The sequence below is a fragment of the Pseudomonas sp. HP_08 genome (genome assembly GCF_055284095.1).
On sequence record NZ_JBTOQC010000010.1, the window covers coordinates 158371 to 174376 of the forward strand.

Here is a 16006-nt window from a genome sequence, read left to right on the forward strand (position 1 = left end):
CGCTACCCTGCGGCTTTTATTGATGGTGCGCGGTCTGCAGGCCTGAAAGATCACTTTCAGGCGTGCCCAGCGCATCGCTGAAGAAACGCCCGGCTTCGGCGCTCAGGTTGCGGTGGATGTCTTCGCGGTCCACACCTTCGGCGTCGTTGCACAAGATCGGCATGGTGGCGCGCTGCTCGGCGCTGCAAGGCGCCATGAACACGAAATGCCCGGCACCGGCCAGCAGCTTGTAATCAGGCGCTTGCGGCAATTTGCGCGCCAGCGCTTCAGCGTTTTTGTCCAGGTCGAGCAGGCGGTCATCGTCTCCGGCATACATCAACACCGGCACATGCACGTCGCTCAGGGTCTGGCGGCCGAACATCAGCGTCAACGGCGCCATCAACAGCAATGCGCCCACGCGCGGGTCGGCTTCGGCATGCAGGTCATCGCGGTCGGCGACCAGATGCCCCTGGGTCTTGCAGGCATCCTGATCGTCAGGGCGTTCGATGCAGTACTGGCGCAGCCGCTTGGGGTCGGGCTGGGCACCGGCGAGGATCAGCGCGGTCTCACCGCCTGCCGAATAACCGATCACCCCGACCTGGCTGGCGCTGAGATAAGGCGCCAGCAATGGCTCCTGCAGGGCAGCGGTAATTGCGGCACTGATCTGCAAGGGCCGGCCATACAGATTGCTCAGGCTGCCCAGGCGGCTGTGGTCACGGTCGTTGTCGCCGGGATGCACCACCGCAACCACCACAAACCCCTGACGCGCCAGCGCGGTGGCCAGGTCATGCATGGCCAGCGGCGTGCCGGTATTACCGTGCGACAGCAGCAACAACGGGAAACGCCCCATCGCCACCGGCGCATCGGCGCTGGCCTCGACGTTGTAGCCGCGCAAGCGGTTGACGTGCTCACTGGCCGTGGACGGATAAAAGGCGATGGCGCGCATGGCCTGACCATCGAGCGGGTCGGCAAAGCTCAATTCGTGAAAGCCTGCGCTCCACTGCGATTGAGTGTCTGCCTGGGCTTGCACCGAAACGAGACCGCCGAGCAGACACATCAGCATCACTGCACTTAGACGCAACATGACTCTTCCCCTTCATCCTGCCCATACAGCTTGAGACCCTGCACACGATTGATCGTGCACAAGGCGGGCCAGATTTAATCGATACCCCGGTAACGCAGCGCGGTCAGAAGTTGGCCGGCGTGTTGGCGCTAATGATTTCTGCCTCATCCTGGCCAATATTGCGAAAGCGATGTGCCAGGGTGGTCGGAAAGTAGTAGCCATCGCCGGGGCCGAGGATGTTGACCTGACCGTCGATGGTCAGCTCGATGGTGCCTCGGGTCACCAGACCGCACTCCTCGCCCTCGGCATGCACGATCGGCTCGGCACCGGAACTGGCGCCGGGCGCGTACTGCTCGCGCAAGAAACGCATCTGCCGGCTGGGCAAGGTTGCACCGACCAGTAGCAGGCGCAGGCCATCACGCCCCAGATCGGGCTGGTCACCGGCACGAAACACATGCTGTTCGTTAGTGCGACCGGGCGGCTGATCGAAGGTGAAAAAATCCGCCAGGCTCATGGGGATGCCTTCAAGCAGCTTTTTCAGGGAACTGACGGAGGGGCTGACGCGGTTCTGCTCGATCAACGAGATGGTGGCGTTGGTCACACCGCTGCGTCTGGCAAGCTCGCGTTGTGAGAGTTTGTGGCTTTCGCGAACCAGCTTGAGTCGAGTGCCCGTGTCCATAACCGCCTTGTGTGAACAGTGTTTGAAAGGTGAAACACGGCCAGATACTGGCCGTGTGCCTGTGAAGGGCGCGTATTAAAGCATGCCTCACACCAGATTACTTACCACCCGCAGCGCCAGACCTTCATAAGCGTCCAGATTGATGGTGAACTCACCTTGTTCGGTCAGATCGCCTTCTACCCGCTCATTGATGATGTCCACCACCGGGCCCGGAATGATATCGGCCGGCAAATGCAGGGTTTCGGTGATCGGCTGGTTGCTGAAGTTCAGCGCGGTGATCTGCGTGCCTTTGGCGGCGGGCAGTTCGTGGACCATGATCAGCAGCCCAGGATGCTCGACATCGGGAATCAGGATCTGCCGGCTGGCAGCGATATCGTAGGCACGGCGCACAGCCAGAATCTTCTTGAGCTGCGAAGCAAACGAATCGGGCCGCTGCAATTGCTCGTTCAGGCTGCCATACAGGCTGCGCGCGCGCGGCATGCCACCCGAAGACACCTCGACCGTCGGATCCGAGTCCACCAGGTCATAGGCGCCGCGATGAATCCAGCGCGTGTCGCCGTCCTGCATCAGGTGCTGCACCTGATCGGCCGGCAGCGGCAAGGCGCCGACCAGATCCCAGCCCGACAAGGCAAACACCCCGGGCTGCATGGCGTTGAACATCACCAGCAGCAGGTGGATGTGCTGAATCTGACGGATGTCGTCCTCGCTAATGGTATCGAGGTCACGAATGCCCAGCGCGGCGGTGATGATGCTCGCCGTGGTGCACGACACGCCGTTGGTGACGAACTTGAGGTTGTACGGTGCATGCTCGCCAGCCAGGCGTTCGTACATTTCTTCACGAATGTGCTCGCGCAGGATATTGCCGGGGAAAGTCTGGCCCTGATAGTGGTAGGTGTCGTGGGCGTGCAGGGTCCAGAAATGCACCAGCTCCAGGGTCAATTCATCGTGGTTCTGCAAGGCATGAATCAACGAGGCCGGGTCAATGCCAAAGGCATGCACCTGACGCAGCATCAGGCGCAGGAACTCGGTGCTGCCGGTCAGCAGTGCGTGCTGATAGGCGGGCCGGGTAATAAAGTCATACGACAGGTCTGCGCCGCCATGCGACATCGCGGCGATGTCGTCGATGGTCAGGTTCAGCTCCTGAAAGCTGAAACCGCCGGCCTTGCGAATCGCCCCGCCGATCAACTGGTTGCCGGTGATCGACAGCGGATGGCTCTCCGACCAGGCACCGCCTTCGGCCTTGCGCTCGACGCCGAGAAAACCGTTGGCGTCCAGGCGCAAGACCCGCGCGCCCATCACGTCGATGGCATGCAGGGCATCGCCGATGATCATCTGTTGCGCGGCAAAGCTTGGGTCCAGCCAGTTCAGCGACGGCTGGCCTTCCTTGAAGTAATGCAGGTACACCCAGCGTCGCGGCTTGCCGTCGACGCCCACCACGATGTCGGTGGCGCTCCAGTCGGTTTCCTTGACGCCGGGCTCGAAGAAGATCACTCGCTGCAACTGGCCGACGATGTAGTGCTTGTCGCGCAGCTGGTCGACGATGTCGGGCAACAGATTGACCGCATCGCGGCCTTCGGGCACGGCCGGCAACAGTGGCCAGTCTTCTTCACGAATCTCGACCATGTGGTAAAGGCCGGGGTAATCCTCGTAAGCCATCTCGGCCAGGCGGAAATCCGCGCCCTTGCCGGTGTGCGACGGAATCACGTCGTCGATCACCACCGCGTTATGCGCGGCGGCGATGCGGCTGAGGTTGAGCAAGTGCGTTTCGCTGCCCAGCTCCGGGTCGATGCCGAAGCTGATGCGGTCGAAATTGCCGTCGATGCTCGGCGTGCGGTTATAGCCTTTCAGGCCGCCGGACAACTTCAGCGGGCCGTTATGAATGCCCTGCACGCCGATTTCCGACAGCGCACGCCACAGCTCTTCATCGCCAAGGGCTTCCAGCACCGAGCCGCCCTCGCGGGTAATGATCGACGCAGGATAGGCGGTGAACCACACCGAGGCGATGGCGGTGGCATCCCGCGGCCGGGCCTGGGCAAACGGGCGCTGCCAGAGCCGCCCTTGTCCACCGTAGGTTTTGGCGCGTTGCCGTGCGGCGTTGAGCATCGATTGCTCGACCAGCCAGCTCACATACTGATTGTCCGGTGTCGTCATAAGTCCATTCACCCGCTTGAAGTGGTACGACGCAGGAGCGTGGCTCCCGGGAATTTTTACCTACTGCGTATGAGCCCCTTGTCGGGCAATCGTTGCATTAAAGTTGATTGCGCTCCTGTTGCAGAGGCCTTGAGGCCTGGAACGCCGGGGATTTTTTCAGCGCATCGATCACCACGGCGGCAGCGTTGGACAACAACGATGCCGGCCGCGCCACGACACTGATGCGCCGGCTGACCGGCACCGGCAGGGTCAGGTATTCAAGTCCCGGATTGGGCCTGGGCAGCAAGGCACTGGGCAATACGGTCAGGCAGTGGCCCTTGATCACCAGGTCGAGCAAGGTGTCCAGGCAGCTTAGTTCGCCGCGATGACTCAGGCGAAACTGCGCGGCAGCCAACTGACTGTGCAGGCGGTCCAGCCCCGGATGACGCCAGGCCACATAGCGCACGGTCTGCGCCAGCTCGATCAGATGCTGCGAGGTGCTCTTGAGGTGGCGGGCAATCACCAGTACATAGTGGTCGCTCCAGCGATGGTGTTCGATATGGTGCTCGTCGAGCACGGTACTGGGCAGGATCAGGATGTCGGCCGCGTCACGGCGCAGCGGTTCAAGGGTGGGATGCTGGTCGTTGCTGTGCAACACACTCAACTGGATATCGGGGTAGTGCCGGGCCAGAAAATCGAGCGAAGGCCCCAGGTTGGTTTCCTGCACATGGGTGCTGTAATGGATGGCTACAGTGCCACTGACTCCATTTTTTTTAGTTGCTCAAGGGTTGCCAGCATGTTGCTCAGGGTCTGGGCGATGACCTTGCCTTCGGGAGTCAGCGTGCAGCCAGTACGGCTGCGGATGAACAGGCGCTTGTCGAAGTAATCCTCGACCTCCTTGATGGCATAACTGATGTTCGACTGGCTGCACCCCAGAATGGCGGCGGCCTCTGAAAAAGAACCATGCTGCGCGACGGTTTGAACGATTTTGAAGAAGTGGGTTTTCATTTCTTGGCTCTGGCATGGCAAAGGGACGCAGGCCTGTGGTCAGGCAGGTCGGGATGGCGAATGCGTCTTGCCCTGCTCCCTGGGTTCAGGGATGCAAATATGGCAACAGACCAAGGACGGTGCACACGAATGCATGCACCGGGTATACCGTCGACCTGGCCTTTGTCGGGCGCAACGGTTGTAACGCCCCGCAGAGTACGGGGCAAAGCGTGGTCGGGTGGCTCAGTCGTTCTCGGTCCAGTCGAAGTCCATCTGCAGCGCTGTGCGTTCGGCCAGCGCGCGGTCGTACAGACGCTCGACCAGGTGCAGGCTCATGTCGATACCGGCAGAAATGCCCGCCGAGGTCACGAACGCGCCCTCGTCCACCCAGCGCAAGGTGCTAAGCACATCGATGGAGGGGAACATTTCCTTCAGGTCGGCGATGTCTTCCCAGTGCGTGGTTACCTGCCGCCCGGTCAGCTTGCCGGTCTTGGCCAGCAAAAAAGCGCCGGTGCAGACTGCTGCCACTACGCGGCTGGGCACCGATTGCTGGTTGATCCACTCGATGACATCGGGCTTTTCCATCTCGGCGGTGATCACACCACCGGGCACGATCAGGCAATCCAGGTGCGGATGGTCATGAATCGAATAGTCAGGATCGACCTTCAAACCTGCACGGGCACGAACCGGCGCGGTGGTGCGGCCGATGGTGAAGACATTGAACAGCGCCCGGTCATCACGGCTGTTGCGCCCGTGCATGCGGGTGGCCGTGGTAAACACTTCGTAAGGCCCTGCGAAGTCCAGGACTTCGACGTCGTCAAACACATAGATGCCGATATTGAGTGACATATGAAACGGGCTCCGAATAAATTATTTCACCTCAGTGACAAGGCAAAGGTTACGCAGTAGCATCAGGGCCAACCACTGTCGGTAATGCCAATATCCGGTCACATCCCGCCAATGAAAAATCATCTCGTCGTCGCGCTCATCTACAACCAGCTTTGCACCTTCGAATTCGGCTGCACTGTCGAGGTGTTCGCCCTCAAGCGCCCGGAGCTGGGCGTTACCTGGTACGAATTCGCCACCTACGCCGTCGACGAAGGCCCGATCACCGCAGCCGGCGGCATCACCATCACGCCCACCGCCGGCGAAGTGCTGCTTGAAAGTGCCGACACCATCATCGTGCCGGGCTGGCGCGGCGTCGAAGCCGAAGTGCCGCAACGCCTGATCGAACAACTGCAAGCCGCCCACGCCCGTGGCGCGCGCATCTGCTCGATCTGCACCGGCGCCTTCGTGCTCGCCGCCGCTGGCCTGCTCGACGGCCACAAGGTCACCACGCACTGGCGCTTTACCGACCTGCTGGCCAGCATGTACCCGGAACTGAGCATCCAGCCCAACGAGCTGTACGTCGACGAAGAAAACATCGTCACCGCCGCCGGCTCCGCAGCCGGCCTGGACATGATGCTGCACCTGGTGCGCAAGGATCACGGCTCGCGCGTGGCCAACATGGTCGCGCAACGCATGGTCATCCCGCCGCACCGCGAAGGCGGCCAGTCGCAATACGCCACCCGGCAACTGGTCAGCACCAGCGACGCGCCGATCTCAAACCTGATGGACTGGATTCGCAGCGATTTGCAGCGCCCGCTGACCATCAAGGAAATGGCCGATCGCGCAGCGGTAAGTACCCGCACCCTGCACCGCAGTTTCATGGAGTGCACGGGGCTGACGCCGTATGACTGGTTACTCGGAGAACGGGTGGCGTATGCGAAAGAGCTGCTGGAGTCTTCGCGGGTGCGGTTGAGCGAGGTGGTGGAAAAGGCAGGGTTTGGTTCGGAAGAGTCGTTCAGGCGGCACTTTCGGAACCTGGTCGGGGTGAGTCCGATGAGTTATCGCAAGCAGTTTGCGCGGGCTTAATGATTTTGAAGTGTAGGCGGTGCAGCATCGTTGCTGCATCGCCCCATAAAACTACTTATTTAGGACTTGGACCAAACCGATTGGTACCCGGATGCCCTGCCGAAGCCAGGAATATGATATTGACGATCGGCACCAGAAACCACCAGCCACTGCGATCCGTATCATGCAATCTTCGAATAGCGACTGCAATGCTCGGCAAAAATACAGCCAACGCGTAAAGATTCGATATCACCCCGCCCGCACCAATAACGGCATCAACCACCCCGACGCCGATGGCCACCAGAAAGTTTATAAGTATAAACATCCAGTATTCTTTTCTACGTGCACGCCCGTTGAACACAGCGTACTTTTTAAGCACATCGACATACCAGCTATTAAAACCGGAGGCCGTAGACGATGCTGAGTTATTGGGTGACACCACCAACTGAGGAGCCCCGCACTGGGAGCAGGTAGCCACCTGATCACCGATTTCTGTAGCGCAACCACGACAAAATGCCATTTAAATCTTCCTTATTTCAGTTAAACACCAAACCAATAAAAATCAAAAGCGAGATAACAGACAACACTGTTCCTGCGATGGCCATGCCCTTCCCGGTTTTTTGCTCATTGATGCTAATGATGCCCAACACCAGACCGGCAATGGAAAGCATGCCGAGACCGGCCATTTTATCCTGGCTCCACTCAGTGTCATCAAACGTGGAAAGTACGCATACCACACCTAATACCAAAGAAGCGATGGCCATCCAGGCTGACTCTTTATTTCCATGCAGCAAGGCCGTCGGTGCAACTTGAGTCGCGCCACACTGAGGACACGTGATTGCCGTTTCATGAAGCTGCTTTGCGCAACCGCGACAAAATACCATTGCCATTCTATTTCCCTATAGATACAAAACCTTGCTGCTGCCTTGTATCGGCAAAAGCTCAACAATCTTGAAATGATTTTTTAGCGCCGCTCAGTATGGCTAAAATATTGAAAGACTCCAGAGCCCACCATCATTCACTGTACTCATCACAATACAAAACCGACCCTTGCTTTTTGTCAGGATTGGCAATCAGAAACGGTGAAGCCCCATCCTCCCGATTAAAATCGCCCCCCTTGAACCGTGCACGCAATGCAACCTCGACAACGGCCGGGCTCTCTTCCAGATAGACAGCATGCACGCTGAAAGGCCCACGATAGGGAATCGCAACCTGATTCACCGTCAACCCGTAAAAAGTGTCTTTCACACAATAGAATGCGGCCTCGTCAGTACGGCAAGGCTCCAGTTTGCGTTCAGCAAAATAGTCGCCACTGACTTTGTTGGTCACAGGATCAAGGAAAACGTTTTTGATCCTGCAAGCTTCAACTCCTTGAAACTGCTGCTCCAATGTCGTGTGTGCACAGCCACCCATGGTCGCTGACAAAGCAATCAGTACACCTGCCTTCACGTTCCGCACATAAGAAACCTTGTAGATATCAAGCATCCGAGCACGTCTTCCTTAAAAATACAAACATGCCACCACCCTTTATCAATCCGGAGCAATGGCAATCTTCAGCAGGGAATCTTCCATGTAAAGAAAAGCCTCCCGACCATTGATTTCGACAGGCATGACACTTCTTATCCGCGCTTCCCGATCTGCCTTCACAACGCTCTTCAGCGTCTTGTCGACCAGATCAGCGCGCCAGATATCGCCTGGGCCATTGAGAAAGTACACAACCGGACGCTGTTTGCTCCAAGTGGGGTTGTAGATAGACCAATCAGTTCCCGGTTCATTGGGCGGTATGATGATTTCCGTCTTGTTCGCCCCGACATGAAACGCGCCTAACTGGCTATAACTATTGTCTCGGGTAAACAGCAAAACAGCTTTTTGATGTTCAAGGGTGTTCGAGACTTGCTGAAACAGCCGGCTGCTTTCTTGCGGCGGCGTGTTCGAGCCCAATCGGTAGGCCATGCTTTTCAGTTCATTACGAGCGACGCGCTGGCGATAGTAGAACGTGCCGTCCAGCACGCCCGCAAATCGCTTGCCCTCTTCATTAGCCCCCAGGTCATCGGCGCTTTCGAGGCACACATCCTGCGCGATCTCTTTAAAGAAAGGTGCCGTCGAGGGGCTTTTATCGACGTACTCATACAGCGTGCCCCGGTCACAAAACAACATGTGATCGAAGCTGCCCTCGAACGCGATAACGTGCAGAACGCCTGCAACCGTCGTCACCGAAACAATATGACGTTGTGCATTGGTGGTGTTGCCCGGCAGGCCCGCCAGTGACCAGTTCTGCCACAGGTTTTCACCCTGGGCATAGGTTTTACCGGTCGGTAGCACCGTCAGGCTTTTTTCATCGACCGGCGTGACATCAGGCCTGGTTGTCAGAAAACCGATCTGCTCGGCATACGCTTCTTCCAGACACTGCGTCGATTCACACTCATCCCGAACCGTGGCGAGCCAGTCACTCTCGATCAGTTGAAAAGAGCGTCTGTTTTTCAACGGTTTGAACGCGGCCGCCAACTGCTCGTCCCGCCTGGAAAGCGAAGGTGTGTCACAGATCATCTGTTCTATGTCAGTCGAGGCTTTGCGGCAGTCAAAACTGGCGGCATGGGCATTGCTCCCCAACAACAAAGACAGCGCCCCCATCGCAAGCAACATTACTTTCTTCATAAACCCACTAAATCCAGTCAATGTAATAGTGCAAGTGTGATCAAGCGGCCGGTACAGGATCGCTGTGCCGTTCATCATGGAACTGAAAATAATCACGCCACGCCGGCGGGGCATTGCGTTGATCCAGAAAGGCCTGTCTGGCCGGTGCCTCAAGTGAATCCCAGAATGGCTGAAAATGGGTGTCCCACCACGCTTGCAGGCTGCCTTGCATATTGCCCAGCCCTTCAGGATTGAAATCGGGAAATGTTACCCACGGCGCAGGCGGCGTAATGTGCAGTTCGCGCACGGCCTGCACCCACGCGGCACTGTTGCTGACCATGATCACCACACGCCCGTTGAACTCGTGGTTTTCACGCCATGACAGCACGTGGCCCTGAACATTGGTCAGCGTGACAAAACGCTCGGTACGCGCCACCTCGGTCACAAACCCCTGGCTGTCGATCAACCGATGCAGCCGGTGCAGACTGTCGACGCACGGCATGAATGCCATCTGGTAAGCGCCCAGGCCAACCGATTCCAGAGAGCGTACCCACGGGTAGCCCTCTTCGAGGGCGGGCAGGCGCAGAGGAAAATGCTCGGCGATGTCTTTCAACTCTTGCGCGAGCCCCGAGGTATTCCGGGTCGCCACTTTACGTGTATACCAGAAGTCCAGCCCGCTACTTAGGAGTATGGCTGCCAATGTGAATGTGCCTTGACCAAGACCATAGAACAGTGCGCGCAACGGGTGATCCGGCAATAGCCATAACGGGATCAACAGCACCCATAGCGCCCACAGAATCAGTTTTGCCTTGATGAACGGAATCAGCGCCAACACCAGGTTGATCGCAATAAACAGTTCGAACAGAAACTGGCTGGTCAGGCGGATGCTCACGCCTCGCGAAGTCAGGCCGCCATTGATCGAGCCATATAAATGCGCGACAAAGTCGTTAAGCACGGCATAACCCACACAGAAAAGCGCGTGGATCACTACGCTGCAGATAATGCGCTTGCCAATCAAAGCCTGGTCACTCCCTGTGTGCCTATTCCATGGGTGGATATCGGACGCGGATGTTAAGCCAAACCGCTGAAGGTGGCGATCACGACGCGCAAATGCCCGAAACACGATAGTCGCCGCCCATACCGCGTGAGACAGGCATTGCGCACCTCATTACGCTGACCAGACCTTCACAGGCCGCCTGCTTCAACCCGGCAGGCGGTCATGCCTTTGGCCTTTCGTGCAGTGTTTCTCATGACAATACAGACCGCTATTCCCGGCGCGCCCTCGCCTGCCACTCACTCCCATCCGCCGCAAGGCTTCCTGTTGCCCGTGGTCGGCGCCGCCGCCTTCGCGCACTTGCTCAACGACCTGATCCAGGCCGTGCTGCCGTCCATTTATCCGATGCTGAAAAGCGACTTTTCCCTGAGCTTTGCGCAGATCGGCTGGATTGCGCTGATCTATCAGGTCACAGCCTCGCTACTGCAACCCTGGGTCGGGATGTACACCGACAAGCGCCCGCTGCCGTGGTTGTTGCCGTCGGGCATGGTGATGACCTTGATCGGCGTGGCCTTGCTGGCGTTTGCCGGCAGCTACGCGATGTTGCTGGTCGCGGCGGCAGTGGTCGGCGTGGGTTCGGCAACGTTTCACCCGGAGGCCTCACGGGTGGCGCGGCTGGCGTCGGGCGGGCGTTTTGGCATGGCGCAGTCGACGTTTCAGGTCGGTGGCAATACCGGGTCGGCGATTGGCCCGTTGCTGACCGCTGCGGTGGTGATTCCCTATGGGCAATCGGCAATTGCCTGGTTCATGCTCGCCGCAGCGCTGGCGATCTGGGTGCTGGTGCGCCTGGCCGGCTGGAACCTGCGTCATGGTCAGGCGACACTCAAGCGCATGCCGCCCAGTCAGGCCTCGGGCTTGACCCGAAACCAAGTCATTCGTGCGATGGTGGTGATCTGCCTGTTGATGTTTGCCAAGTTCGTCTACATCGCCTCGTTCACCAACTACTTCACGTTCTACCTGATCGAACGCTTTGACCTGAGCGTGCAGCAGAGCCAGCTGTATCTGTTCGTGTTTCTGGCGGCTGTGGCGCTGGGCACCTTTGTCGGCGGGCCGGTGGGTGACCGCATCGGGCGCAAGGCGGTGATCTGGGTATCGTTCCTGGGCGTGGCACCGTTTGCGCTGGCGTTGCCTTACGCCAACCTGGCCTGGACGGCGGTGCTGGCGGTGGCCATCGGGCTGGTGATGTCGTCGGCGTTCGCCGCTTTGGTGGTCTACGCCCAGGAAGCGGTGCCGGGCCGGGTCGGCATGGTCTCGGGCGTCATGTTCGGCCTGATGTTCGGCATCAGCGGCATCGGTGCGGCGGGCCTGGGTGAGCTGGCCGATGTGCACGGGATTATCTGGGTGTACAAGCTGATTGCCTGGCTGCCCTTATTGGGACTGGTCACGGCGTTGTTGCCCAAGACCCGGAAAAGCTGATACCCATACACCATGATCAGATCGCTGCAAGAACACGTGGCTGAAATCGACGCCAGCGCCTGGATGATGACTAGCAGCGCCACCGATTACCCGGAAAACTGGTTCATCGCCCCCCATAGCCATGAAAAGCATCAGCTTATCTATGCCATCGAAGGCGTGATGGTGGTGCATTCGGCAGACTGCCAATGGGTGGTGCCGCCCAGCCGTGGCATCTGGATGCCGTGCGGGCAAGAACATGCCGTGCGCTGCGTGGGCACGGTGAAGATGCGCAGCGTGTTCGTGCAGCCCGATTGCAAGCCGGGTTTGCCGACGCAAACCAAGGCAGTGAGCATTTCGGCGCTGCTCAGCGAGTTGATCAAGGCCTCGGTAGGGCTGGACATGAACACGCCAGAGGACTCTCGACCGGGTCGAATCATGCGCCTGATCCTCGATGAGATCGTCACCCTGCCGACCCTGCCGCTGGCACTTAGGCAACCGATGGATGCACGCCTGAAAACCATCTGCGCCACTTTGCAGGACAACCCCGGCGACAACAGCACCTTGAGTGACTGGGCGCAGCATCTGCGGGTGGATGAAAAAACCATCCAGCGTTTATTCCACAAGGACACCGGCATGACCTTTGGCCAATGGCGCCAGCAAGCCCGGCTGCTGACCGCGCTGGAGCAGATGGCCTGTGGCGAGCGGATTATCGATGTGGCCTTGCACCTGGGTTATGAAAGCCCGAGTGCGTTTACCACGATGTTCAAGAAACAGTTTGGTGTGACGCCCAGTGGTTTTTTCAGATAGAAGCCAGCTGGGCCGTCAAGCGTTTGATTATCCAGACAGGGTGGAGCTTACATCTTCATCCGCTCTCGATACGCTTGCACCATGTCTTTGCTGACATCTTCCTTGAAGCATAACGGCGCATAACCGCCTGGGCGGCTGTAAGCACTGCGCTTACCGCAACGGCTGCCGTTACGGGCCGCGTTGTAAGGGCATGGGCAGTTGCCCGAATAAGACGCAATGGAGTCATCGATCAGACGCTGAATGATGGTTGAATCGGAGACTCTGGTTTCTTTTGCGCCTACTGACACTGCACACAGCAGCACTGACAGGGCGATAAAACGGGTCGCAAATGTTGTCATGGCCTTTCCCTGGTTCGACAGATGAATAATCCGGCGAACTTTTACCATGATATTATTGAGCCATCACTTATTTTCTGACAGCAGGTATCGAGATTCTGCTGATAAGATTTCGCCTTGCAACAGTTCTGAAAATACTTCTCAAGAAACCCCTCATGTCACGAAAACGCTCTTTCCGCCCCTCTCCTTTGCTTGAGTTCGTCAGTGCGCTGCCCTGGTGGCTGGGCCTTACGCTGGCCGTGGTTTCAGGTGCGTGGCTGCACTCACTGGCCACTGCACCTGTGACGGTGGATGTGCAGCATATGCAGGTAACGCTGATCAGCGGCGCTATCAAGGGCGGCGCTTATTTTGCGCAGTTTTGTGTGCCGATGCTGCTGGTACTCGGCGCCGTTGCCTCGTTTTTCAGACAGCGCAAGCGCCGACAGCAGCGCGACGGGAACACAGTACCGGACGCTGAAACCCAGGTCAGTCAACCGCAGGTTGCCGTCCCTGCCCCAAAGGTTGTCGCGCAACCGGTCACCACTCAAGTGCCCAAAGCCAGACCAAAGGTCAAAGCGCAGCCTGCCCGGCCCCTCACGCCCGCAGCACCGGCAGCACCGGCCTGCCCGCATTGCAAGCAGACCATGGTCATGAAAGTGGCGCGCACCGGTGCCAATGCCGGTGGCAACTTCTGGGGCTGTTCGGGCTATCCGAAGTGTCGTGGCATCCGCGCGATCTTTGCGCCGTTGCCGTCGAAACGGGTACAGAAATGAACACCCTCTTCCCCATCCCCAACCTCGCCGCGAAGGAGCGCTACGAATACTGGCAGGACGTGGTCTGTACCACCTACGGCCCCACCACCAACAAGTGCCTGAGCGACCAGCGTTTCGACGGCGCCCTGGATGTACGCACGGTCGGCGGCGTCACTTATAGCCGCATACAGTCCATCCCCATCGAATACAACCGTCCGCAACCGGGTGATCACTGCGATCAGTTTTTCCTCACCCTGACCCTGTGTGAAGAAACCTTTGTCTCGCAAGCAGGCCGCGACTCACGACAGGCGCTGGGCGATATGGTCCTGTACGACGGGGCCCAGCCTTACCGCAACGTCTTCCCCAAGGGCGACAACCAGATCGTCGTGGTCATCCCGCGCCCGCTGCTGCTCAGCCATATGCCCAAGGCGAATGACTTTGTCAGCCGCACCCTGTCGATGCAGTCGCCGCTGGGACGGCTCGCCAACTCGATGGTCATGGAGATGTGGAACGCCCCCGTGCTGCCTGCAGCGGCCGGCCAGCGCCTCAACAGCTCGCTGCTGGACGTCATGGCCACCGCGTTCGAAACGGCCTTTGCACACTCCGAACCTGCGGTCAAACCGCATCAGGCCATCCAGTTGCAACGTATCAAGCAGTATTTGCTGGATAACCTGCACGACCCGCAAATGACCATAGACGCCATTGCCTTGGCCACCTTCGTCTCGCCGCGCACCCTGAACCGCTTGTTCGCCAGCGAAGGCACCACCGCGATCCGCTGGCTCTGGACGCAACGCCTGGGCGCCTGTCACCAGGCGCTGCTGGCCGGGCGCTTCAGCCAGGTCACGGAGGCGGCGTTGTCGTTCGGCTTCACCAACCTCTCGCACTTCAGCCACGCCTTCAAACGCGCCTACGGCGTCACCCCACAGCAGTTGCTGCGCCCCCAGTAACGCTTGGCGTTCCGGCCACAGCGTCTGGCGGGCCGGATAAAGCCGGCCACCTCGCGCAAGCGCACCATCGCCCGCAGATGCCCACTGAAGGCGTCACGCTCTACTTCTTCATCGCTGCCATAACATTAATAAAAGAGGTGCGCCATGAACCGCCCACGCTGTCCACGGACGGTGGCCGGTCTGAGCGATTGGCGTACAGCGCACACCACCTGACTGGCTGAACAAAGCGCCTGAGGCCTTGAGGCCTCAGCATTTCTTCATCCCAGCCCATTGCCTGATGAGCCTGAAACCATGAGCACTAGCGAATCGAAAACCCTGCGTCTGTTCTTCCCGCAATGGCAAGGCGGCAACAACCCGCCCTACCATTTCGGCGCGCAACTGCTGGCCTGGCTGGCGCCTGCGCATGAAGGCCCGAGTGAAGAAGTCCAGGTCGCGCAGCCTTCTGAGACCCCGCTGCAAATAGAAGACGGCATTCGTGGGCGCAGCGCGCTGTTCGAGCAATACCTGGACGCCCGCCGCCTGATCGACAAGAACCGCCCTGACCGGCTGGTGGTGCTGGGCGGCGATTGCCTGGTCGACCTGGCGCCGTTCGCCTATCTCAACGAACGCTACGACGGCGATCTCGCGGTGCTGTGGGTCGATGCACACCCCGACGTCATGACCCCGGCCGATTACCCCAATGCCCACGCGCATGTGCTGGGCAACCTGCTCGGCCAGGGCGACGCGCAGTTCGCCGGCACCGTCAACCAGCCGCTCAAGCCGCAAAACGTGATGTATGCAGGCCTCAAGGAAACCTCCGAGGGTGAGACGGCGTTTATCCAGCGCTTTGGGCTGAAACACGCAAGCCCTGCAGAGCTCGCCGACTCCAGCGCCCCGGTGCTGGAATGGTTCAAGGCTACCGGTGCGCGGCACCTGGCGATTCACCTGGACCTGGACGTGCTGGACCCTGCGCTGTTTCGCGCATTGCTGTTCGCCAACCCGCAAACTCCGGGCGAGTGGGACCAAGTGCCGCAGGGCAAGATGAGCATCGATCAAGTGGTGCGCCTGCTGGCCGATATAGCGACGGTAGCGGATGTGGTCGGGCTGGGCATTGCCGAACACCTGCCGTGGGATGCACTGGCGCTGAAAAACATGCTGGCGAAACTGCCGCTGATTGGTTCGGCCCGCCGCGATTGATAACTGTCCTGTTTTGTTAATGGAGCCTTGTTGACGTCCTCCCCCACCTCGATCTTCGATCGGCGCCACAGGCGCAAAGGAAGGGGATTCCTGCTTCACAGAGCACAGCCTCAGGCTACTTGAGCCATCGGTCTTACACGCTCTCCACAGGCTAAAACCGTGAGCCCCACGGCTTTGATATTCTTTGCAGCATTGG

At 59.1% G+C, this 16006-nt stretch carries 17 protein-coding genes and 1 pseudogene; 6 read left to right on the plus strand and 12 right to left on the minus strand.

Annotated elements, in window-relative coordinates; translation table 11 throughout:
* Positions 1 to 16: 16 nt before the first annotated feature.
* The 6 genes from ACYAS9_RS10835 to ACYAS9_RS10860 form a co-directional block, all read right to left on the minus strand.
* Positions 17 to 1063, minus strand: coding sequence for an alpha/beta hydrolase family protein (locus tag ACYAS9_RS10835; protein ID WP_463568290.1), 1047 nt, complete (start codon positions 1061 to 1063; stop codon positions 17 to 19).
* Positions 1064 to 1166: 103 nt separating this feature from the next.
* Positions 1167 to 1721 carry a cupin domain-containing protein gene (locus ACYAS9_RS10840; protein WP_463568291.1) on the minus strand — a complete coding sequence of 185 codons (555 nt, stop codon included), beginning with the start codon at positions 1719 to 1721 and terminating at the stop codon, positions 1167 to 1169.
* A gap of 87 nt (positions 1722 to 1808) precedes the next feature.
* Entirely contained in the window at positions 1809 to 3872 is a 2064-nt protein-coding gene (treS, locus tag ACYAS9_RS10845) for a maltose alpha-D-glucosyltransferase (protein WP_463568292.1), read from the minus strand.
* A 97-nt stretch (positions 3873 to 3969) separates the two neighbouring features.
* Positions 3970 to 4563, minus strand: coding sequence for a LysR substrate-binding domain-containing protein (locus tag ACYAS9_RS10850; RefSeq protein WP_463568308.1), 594 nt, complete (start codon positions 4561 to 4563; stop codon positions 3970 to 3972).
* 35 nt (positions 4564 to 4598) lie between these two features.
* A complete protein-coding gene (locus ACYAS9_RS10855) occupies positions 4599 to 4859 on the minus strand; it encodes a LysR family transcriptional regulator (protein ID WP_463568293.1) in 261 nt (86 codons plus the stop codon).
* 222 nt (positions 4860 to 5081) lie between these two features.
* Positions 5082 to 5687, minus strand: coding sequence for a DJ-1/PfpI family protein (locus tag ACYAS9_RS10860; protein ID WP_463568294.1), 606 nt, complete (start codon positions 5685 to 5687; stop codon positions 5082 to 5084).
* A gap of 111 nt (positions 5688 to 5798) precedes the next feature.
* On the opposite strand from ACYAS9_RS10860, the gene ftrA reads away from it, so the two are divergent.
* Positions 5799 to 6752: a transcriptional regulator FtrA gene (ftrA, locus tag ACYAS9_RS10865; protein ID WP_463568295.1), complete on the plus strand. Its 954-nt coding sequence runs from the start codon at positions 5799 to 5801 to the stop codon at positions 6750 to 6752.
* 55 nt (positions 6753 to 6807) lie between these two features.
* On the opposite strand, the gene ACYAS9_RS10870 is transcribed toward ftrA, so the two are convergent.
* The 5 genes from ACYAS9_RS10870 to ACYAS9_RS10890 form a co-directional block, all read right to left on the minus strand.
* On the minus strand, positions 6808 to 7251 hold the full coding sequence (locus ACYAS9_RS10870) for a DUF805 domain-containing protein (protein WP_463568296.1): 444 nt from the start codon (positions 7249 to 7251) through the stop codon (positions 6808 to 6810).
* 16 nt (positions 7252 to 7267) lie between these two features.
* Entirely contained in the window at positions 7268 to 7621 is a 354-nt protein-coding gene (locus tag ACYAS9_RS10875) for a DUF4190 domain-containing protein (RefSeq protein ID WP_463568297.1), read from the minus strand.
* Between the two features lie 124 nt (positions 7622 to 7745).
* Entirely contained in the window at positions 7746 to 8216 is a 471-nt protein-coding gene (locus tag ACYAS9_RS10880) for a hypothetical protein (RefSeq protein WP_463568298.1), read from the minus strand.
* A gap of 45 nt (positions 8217 to 8261) precedes the next feature.
* A complete protein-coding gene (locus ACYAS9_RS10885; RefSeq protein WP_463568299.1) occupies positions 8262 to 9500 on the minus strand; it encodes a lysozyme inhibitor LprI family protein in 1239 nt (412 codons plus the stop codon).
* Positions 9427 to 10383, minus strand: coding sequence for a hypothetical protein (locus ACYAS9_RS10890; RefSeq protein WP_463568300.1), 957 nt, complete (start codon positions 10381 to 10383; stop codon positions 9427 to 9429). The genes ACYAS9_RS10885 and ACYAS9_RS10890 overlap by 74 nt, the downstream gene beginning before the upstream one ends.
* Before the next feature lie 231 nt (positions 10384 to 10614).
* Between ACYAS9_RS10890 and ACYAS9_RS10895 the strand changes: the two genes are divergently transcribed.
* A complete protein-coding gene (locus tag ACYAS9_RS10895) occupies positions 10615 to 11835 on the plus strand; it encodes an MFS transporter (RefSeq protein WP_463568301.1) in 1221 nt (406 codons plus the stop codon).
* A 12-nt stretch (positions 11836 to 11847) separates the two neighbouring features.
* Positions 11848 to 12621, plus strand: a complete 774-nt coding sequence (locus ACYAS9_RS10900; RefSeq protein WP_463568302.1) for an AraC family transcriptional regulator — start codon at positions 11848 to 11850, stop codon at positions 12619 to 12621.
* Between the two features lie 47 nt (positions 12622 to 12668).
* Here ACYAS9_RS10900 and ACYAS9_RS10905 read toward each other — a convergent pair whose 3' ends face one another.
* A complete protein-coding gene (locus ACYAS9_RS10905) occupies positions 12669 to 12959 on the minus strand; it encodes a hypothetical protein (RefSeq protein WP_463568309.1) in 291 nt (96 codons plus the stop codon).
* A 584-nt stretch (positions 12960 to 13543) separates the two neighbouring features.
* Between ACYAS9_RS10905 and ACYAS9_RS10910 the strand changes: the two are divergent.
* From ACYAS9_RS10910 to ACYAS9_RS10920, 3 genes and pseudogenes are all read left to right on the plus strand, one after another.
* A pseudogene (locus ACYAS9_RS10910) lies at positions 13544 to 13708 on the plus strand (topoisomerase DNA-binding C4 zinc finger domain-containing protein); the annotation flags it as partial.
* Positions 13705 to 14634, plus strand: a complete 930-nt coding sequence (locus ACYAS9_RS10915) for a helix-turn-helix domain-containing protein (RefSeq protein WP_463568303.1) — start codon at positions 13705 to 13707, stop codon at positions 14632 to 14634. The pseudogene ACYAS9_RS10910 and the gene ACYAS9_RS10915, both read left to right, overlap by 4 nt.
* 291 nt (positions 14635 to 14925) lie before the next feature.
* Positions 14926 to 15810 carry an arginase family protein gene (locus tag ACYAS9_RS10920; RefSeq protein ID WP_463568304.1) on the plus strand — a complete coding sequence of 295 codons (885 nt, stop codon included), beginning with the start codon at positions 14926 to 14928 and terminating at the stop codon, positions 15808 to 15810.
* Positions 15811 to 16006: the final 196 nt, after the last annotated feature.

Coding starts and splice junctions, on each gene's coding strand:
- ftrA (WP_463568295.1), top strand. CDS start 5,799: ATGAAAAATCATCTCGTCGTCGCGCTCATCTACAACCAGCTTTGCACC.
- ACYAS9_RS10880 (WP_463568298.1), bottom strand. CDS start 8,216: ATGCTTGATATCTACAAGGTTTCTTATGTGCGGAACGTGAAGGCAGGT.
- ACYAS9_RS10855 (WP_463568293.1), bottom strand. CDS start 4,859: ATGAAAACCCACTTCTTCAAAATCGTTCAAACCGTCGCGCAGCATGGT.
- ACYAS9_RS10920 (WP_463568304.1), top strand. CDS start 14,926: ATGAGCACTAGCGAATCGAAAACCCTGCGTCTGTTCTTCCCGCAATGG.
- ACYAS9_RS10870 (WP_463568296.1), bottom strand. CDS start 7,251: ATGGCATTTTGTCGTGGTTGCGCTACAGAAATCGGTGATCAGGTGGCT.
- ACYAS9_RS10885 (WP_463568299.1), bottom strand. CDS start 9,500: ATGCCCCGCCGGCGTGGCGTGATTATTTTCAGTTCCATGATGAACGGC.
- ACYAS9_RS10875 (WP_463568297.1), bottom strand. CDS start 7,621: ATGGCAATGGTATTTTGTCGCGGTTGCGCAAAGCAGCTTCATGAAACG.
- ACYAS9_RS10895 (WP_463568301.1), top strand. CDS start 10,615: ATGACAATACAGACCGCTATTCCCGGCGCGCCCTCGCCTGCCACTCAC.
- ACYAS9_RS10915 (WP_463568303.1), top strand. CDS start 13,705: ATGAACACCCTCTTCCCCATCCCCAACCTCGCCGCGAAGGAGCGCTAC.
- ACYAS9_RS10905 (WP_463568309.1), bottom strand. CDS start 12,959: ATGACAACATTTGCGACCCGTTTTATCGCCCTGTCAGTGCTGCTGTGT.
- ACYAS9_RS10835 (WP_463568290.1), bottom strand. CDS start 1,063: ATGTTGCGTCTAAGTGCAGTGATGCTGATGTGTCTGCTCGGCGGTCTC.
- ACYAS9_RS10840 (WP_463568291.1), bottom strand. CDS start 1,721: ATGGACACGGGCACTCGACTCAAGCTGGTTCGCGAAAGCCACAAACTC.
- ACYAS9_RS10900 (WP_463568302.1), top strand. CDS start 11,848: ATGATCAGATCGCTGCAAGAACACGTGGCTGAAATCGACGCCAGCGCC.
- treS (WP_463568292.1), bottom strand. CDS start 3,872: ATGACGACACCGGACAATCAGTATGTGAGCTGGCTGGTCGAGCAATCG.
- ACYAS9_RS10860 (WP_463568294.1), bottom strand. CDS start 5,687: ATGTCACTCAATATCGGCATCTATGTGTTTGACGACGTCGAAGTCCTG.